The 5,356-nt window shown below is 46.9% G+C and carries 6 protein-coding genes and 1 pseudogene; 6 read left to right on the forward strand and 1 reads right to left on the reverse strand.

All coding sequences use genetic code 11. The annotated features are described in order from the left end of the window. From AC06L3_RS01675 to AC06L3_RS01685, 3 genes and pseudogenes are all read left to right on the forward strand, one after another. A pseudogene (locus AC06L3_RS01675) lies at positions 1-242 on the forward strand (hypothetical protein); the annotation flags it as partial. A 485-nt stretch (positions 243-727) separates the two neighbouring features. Further along, positions 728-2,173, forward strand: a complete 1,446-nt coding sequence (locus AC06L3_RS01680) for an MBOAT family O-acyltransferase (RefSeq protein WP_475668895.1) — start codon at positions 728-730, stop codon at positions 2,171-2,173. Between the two features lie 4 nt (positions 2,174-2,177). Then, positions 2,178-3,083 carry a hypothetical protein gene (locus tag AC06L3_RS01685; RefSeq protein ID WP_475668896.1) on the forward strand — a complete coding sequence of 302 codons (906 nt, stop codon included), beginning with the start codon at positions 2,178-2,180 and terminating at the stop codon, positions 3,081-3,083. A gap of 103 nt (positions 3,084-3,186) precedes the next feature. Here the strand turns inward: AC06L3_RS01685 and AC06L3_RS01690 are convergent, their stop codons facing one another. Continuing rightward, positions 3,187-3,522 carry a diacylglycerol/lipid kinase family protein gene (locus AC06L3_RS01690; protein WP_475668897.1) on the reverse strand — a complete coding sequence of 112 codons (336 nt, stop codon included), beginning with the start codon at positions 3,520-3,522 and terminating at the stop codon, positions 3,187-3,189. A 57-nt stretch (positions 3,523-3,579) separates the two neighbouring features. On the opposite strand from AC06L3_RS01690, the gene AC06L3_RS01695 reads away from it, so the two are divergent. From AC06L3_RS01695 to AC06L3_RS01705, 3 genes are all read left to right on the forward strand, one after another. Further along, positions 3,580-3,954 carry a hypothetical protein gene (locus AC06L3_RS01695; protein WP_475668898.1) on the forward strand — a complete coding sequence of 125 codons (375 nt, stop codon included), beginning with the start codon at positions 3,580-3,582 and terminating at the stop codon, positions 3,952-3,954. 22 nt (positions 3,955-3,976) lie between these two features. Next, positions 3,977-4,318, forward strand: coding sequence for an IS66 family insertion sequence element accessory protein TnpB (gene tnpB / locus AC06L3_RS01700; RefSeq protein ID WP_475668899.1), 342 nt, complete (start codon positions 3,977-3,979; stop codon positions 4,316-4,318). Between the two features lie 75 nt (positions 4,319-4,393). Beyond that, positions 4,394-5,356: IS66 family transposase (locus tag AC06L3_RS01705; protein WP_475668900.1), on the forward strand; the 963-nt coding region annotated here is incomplete at its 3' end.

A 5,356-nucleotide genomic window follows, 5' to 3' on the forward strand; every position in this document is an offset into this window, starting at 1 on the left:
AGGAGCAACTAAAACTGTACGATTATATGATCAGGGACGAAGTTCAAATTCAGGCGGAGCGGGATTATGCCGTCGAGGTAGCCAGCAAGGCCGCCTTTGCCAGGGGCGCAGCCGAAGGTGAAGCCAAAGGAAAAGCCGAAGGGAGAGCCGAAGTGGCTCTGGCGATGAAGGCAGCAAATGTCCCTTTGGAGGATATCGTGAAGTTCACGGGGCTCAGCAAGGAAGAAGTTGCTACACTTTAAGCCGAGAAATAGACAGGCGGACTTGGATAGTGAAGCTAGCTTCAAACTACTAACAGAACACTTCGATTGGCAGATGATGAAACCGGCGTTGGTTTTTTATCTGCCTTTTTTTTAATCTGGAAACCATACCCCAGAACTCTCTGTGGCATATCATGGAACCCAGGAGTGTAGGGATAGCGGTAGTGGGGCAAAACAATGTGAAAACGAATTATCCCTCACCGGACCGGTGAGGGATAACGAAGATCCGGCGAGGGATGCCGAAAAATGATGAATAATAATTATATTTGCGAAAGAGTCGGCGGAAGCCGGCTCGAGACATAGACAGATTCGTTTACGATTTGTTTGATCTGGACTGAAACGTAGGAAATTTCAAGCCGACATGGATCAAGAACAAGTGGTAAACGCTCGCGTTTTCGCGGGCGTTGCTTGTATCCATGTGGGCATCCTACGGCCTCAGTCCGGACAAGTAACTGCCCGCGATTTATATGGTCTTCAATTCTATAGAGTTTGCAGTTTTCCTGCCGATAGTGTTTGTGCTCTACTGGTTCGTTTTTAACCGTAAACTTAGGCTTCAGAACCTCTTCATCGTCATCGTCTCGTACATTTTCTACGGATGGTGGGACTGGCGGTTTCTTTTCCTGATTGCATTCACATCTTTATGCAGTTGGGGCAGCGGACTGCTCATACAGAAATATCGGGATAATGGAAATAAAGCCAAGGCCGTAAGCATCGCCAATATAGTTCTAAACCTTGCCATCCTCGGCCTCTTCAAATACTACGACTTCTTCGCCACCTCCTTTGCCAATGTCTTCCTTGGCGGCAAGATCGACGGCCTCCTTCTGAACATCATCCTGCCTGTAGGCATAAGTTTCTATACCTTCCAGGCATTAAGCTATTCGATAGATGTGTACAGGGGGAAAATTGAATCCACGAGGGATGTAATCGAGTTCTTCGCTTTTGTCAGTTTCTTTCCACAATTGGTTGCGGGTCCCATCGAGAGGGCTACAAATTTACTTCCGCAGTTTCAGAAACCCAGAACTTTCGATTATAGTCAGGCAGTGGACGGAAGCCGACAGATACTTTGGGGGCTTTTCAAGAAGATGGTAGTGGCGGATAATTGTGCCGTGTATGTGGACAATGTTTTTGCCACCTATCAGGCTCAAACGGGCAGTACATTGCTTCTCGCTGCCATATTGTTCGCTTTCCAGATTTATGGCGATTTCTCCGGCTACTCCGATATTGCCATCGGTTCATCGAAGCTATTTGGCATTAAACTGATGCGAAATTTCAACGTGCCGTACTTCAGCCGCGATATTGCTGAGTTCTGGAGAAGATGGCACATATCCCTGACTACCTGGTTCCGCGACTATATCTACATTCCTCTCGGTGGCAGCCGTTGCTCGAAGTGGAAGGTCGTGAGAAACACATTCGTCATCTTCCTCGTCAGCGGACTTTGGCACGGAGCCAACTGGACATATATACTTTGGGGAGCATATCACGCTGTACTTTTCCTGCCTTTGATTCTTTTCGGGAAGAATAGGAGATATCGTAATGTCGTTGCGGAAGGAAGGACATTACCTTATGTCAAAGAGATATTCCAGATGCTAATGACTTTTTTCCTCGTCGTAATAGGCTGGATTATTTTTAGAGCGGACTGCCGTTCGATGGCATTCGACTATCTTCAACGTATTGTGGATATGAGCTTTTTTTCCACCCCTTGGCTTATGAACAAGAAGTTTTATTTTCCACTCATATTTTCAATCATTCTGATGCTCTCTTGCGAGTGGCTGAGTAGGGATGGAGAGACGAACTCCGTTTTTCAATATATTCGTTGCAGTTGGATGAGATATCTCTTATACATCATTCTCATTGCTGCCATTATATTCGTACATCCGGTTTCAAACGTGCAGTTTATTTATTTCCAATTCTGATGGTATGAAGCGCTTCATAGGAAAACTATTGTTTTTGTTGTTTCCGGTTCTTCTTGTAGTTGTTCTGATGCCGAACCGGAAGATTATACCATTTACTTCGTCAATAAGCTTGGACTCAAAGATATACGAACTGAAGCGAAGAGATTTTGATACGATTTCTACGATAGCAGTTGGTTCCTCGATGACTCTGAACAACTTGAATTCAGATGCTTGGGTGAGAGCAACAGGGGACTCATCGTTTTACAATATATCATCCTGGGGCCAGTCTATCTTGGAGGGTTGTCAGATAATCCGTGCCGTCGTTCCTTTATATCATCCTTCCCGTGTTGTGATATTTGCCCATTGCACTGATTTTTATGAGTCAGAGATTGATAATATCTCACAAATTGAAGCCTATTTACGAGACAGTTATCATTTCGGCAAGGTTTATTTCGATGCTCTCTCAATGTATTCCAATACAAGTCAATTGTATTCTGATGCGAGGAATGATACCTTGGAATATTCTAGCTTGAATTATGATGATTTTGGTGGAGTGCCCCTCAATGTCAGAGGTTCTCACATCGATGATAACCGTTGGAACCGTATGACGAACTTTGTTTTTTCTCCTGAAAACAAATGCTATTCTGCGTTGTTTGAGTTGTGCTCGTACTTAAGAGAATGTAAAATAAGATTTGTATTAGTGAATACTCCTGCTCGTGCCCATTATTTCGGTGATGGAATAGAAGAAGCATACAAACATATTCATCATTGCGACTCTATTATCTCAACCTGTGGACAAATATTCATCGATGAATTGGATTTTCTAGAATATCCTGATTCGCTTTTCGCCGATTGCTCTCACCTCAACAGTTATGGTGCTGCAAAACTTACAAGAAATGTTTGTAGGAAGCTATCCAGTTTTTATCAATAAACAAATATCAATTAGCTATTTTTTCGATATATCTTTCACCTCCCTTGCTAATGTGTTGAAGAGGGAAGGGTACAAAGGGAGACCGACAGGGTTAGGCAAAGACCTACAGACAAGAACAATCGCCACCAGCCACAACCTTCAAGGAGCCGGGGCGGCACTCGCAGACAATCTCCCCATCGAAAGTGGTGACTTCGCCATCGTAGTGGGCCGCAACGGCTGCATCGGACAAACATTTGATTCTGACGAAGGAGGAGCGTAAGAACAGAACATCCTGATTTTTGGCCAATGTCTTATGACGCAGCTGCCAGACCATTTGAGCATTCGATTCGATGGAGGCCGGCTTTATGATAGCAATGTCCATCTTGCCGTCCTGGAGCGAGGCGTCGGGGGTGATGAAGAAATTGTTGCCCCACTGGTTCGTAAGCCTCCGGTGAGGCACGTCCTTGCGGCCGAGCTTTGAACCGGTATCTTTGTCGACAAAAATAGCGAAAATACTATGATGTCGAAAGAGGAAGTAGCAGAAATCATGACGTACTGCAAGGAGAAAGGGATCTCCTACAAGTCCAGGCTCGCTGAACTGGGCATCCCTGGATGGAAGTTCTTTGACAGCAAAGCCAGATATGCGAAGGAGCAGTCAGAATCTTCGTCCTCAAGTGGCGAGTTCCTTCAGCTGACCTCCGGCGGAGCGTTTGTTCCGATGCCTTCGTTCGCTGCGACCACTGGTCGTGGCTTCTCGAAGAAAAAGGACCAGCCACAGAAGATGATGAGCATTGAACTTCGGACTCCGAACGGGACGATGATGCGGATCCAGGGAGAGATGACACTCCAATATGTCCAGGCGATAATCCAAGCATCGAGCGGTCGTGTTTAGCCTGAACGACAGCATGCGGTATATGTGGTACACCCAGCCGACCGACATGCGCAAGAGTTACAACACTCTCAGCGGTATAGTGACAAATGCGATGGGGTGCGACCCTTGTGACGGCAGCGTCTACGTGTTCATGAACAAGGCCCGCAATCGCATCAAGCTGCTTCACTGGGAACCGGGCGGTATGGTGATATACTCCAAACTTCTCGAATCCGGGACCTTCGGACACCCCAATCTGGAGAGCAGGGATGAGATTGCGGGGACGATAGAATGGCGTGATCTGGTACTCATTGTCGAAGGAATCATCGAAAAACCGGATAGTCGCAAACAACGTCTTGAAGACTTGAAAAATCTTCGAAAAAAGTGAAACGAAATCGGCAATATACTTGCGTAAATCATTGTTTTTCACTATATTTACATATAGAAAGAAAGCGGAAAAACAGTGGCAATCGAGGAACAGATCAAGGCTCTTATGGAGGAGAATGAAGCGCTTCGCAGACAGGTGTCTGAGGACAAGGTGACAATCGCTTCCCAGAGAGATGAGATTGCCAAACTTCTGGACACCCTCGCTTATCTTCGCAAGAAACAGTTCGGACAGATGTCCGAGAAGCATCTTCCCCTTGATCCTGCTCAACTCACCCTGTTTGACCAGCAGGCGATGACGGAGGAAGAGAAGGCGAACCTCGCGCAGGATGTGGAGAAGGCCGAAGAGACCATCACGTTCTCCGTCACAAGAAAGGCGAAGCCTTCCCGCAGAACGCTTGACGACAGCAATCTCTCCGTTAAGGAGGTCCACATCTATCCCGAGGGGACCACCGACGAGGACGGGAACCTCAAGCCCGAGTATGTCGAGATTGGCACCGAAGAGTCCAGGACTCTCGAGACCGTTCCTGCAAGTGTCTATATCTTGAATACGATACGCCATAAGGTTATCCTGAGGTCAGATGTTGAAACAAAGCTCCCGGAAGAAAGAGAGATACTCATAGCACCTCTTCCTCTCCAGCCGGTGTTCAGATGTCTTGCCGGAGCCTCGGTCCTGACGGACATCATAATAGGAAAGTTCCTGTATCATCTCCCGTTCTACCGGCAGATACAGCAGTACAAGGAGGCCGGAATTGTTATAAGCGACTCCACGATGGGAGACTGGTACGAGGCGGCGGTCGAGCGGCTCAAGCTGCTGTATGATCTTCTGCGAAAACAGATATTGCAAAGCGAATACGTCCAGGTTGACGAAAGTGTGGTTCCTGTGATAGACAATGAGAAACATAAGGCCCGCAAGGGTTATGAATGGTGCGTGCGTGACGGCATATACGGTGATGTCATGTTCTACTATGACCGTGGCAGCCGTGGCGGCAAGGTGGCCCGTGAACTTCTCGGTGGCTATAAGGGCAATGCTCAGGTTGAT

It is taken from the genome of Candidatus Egerieousia sp. (assembly GCF_056211015.1).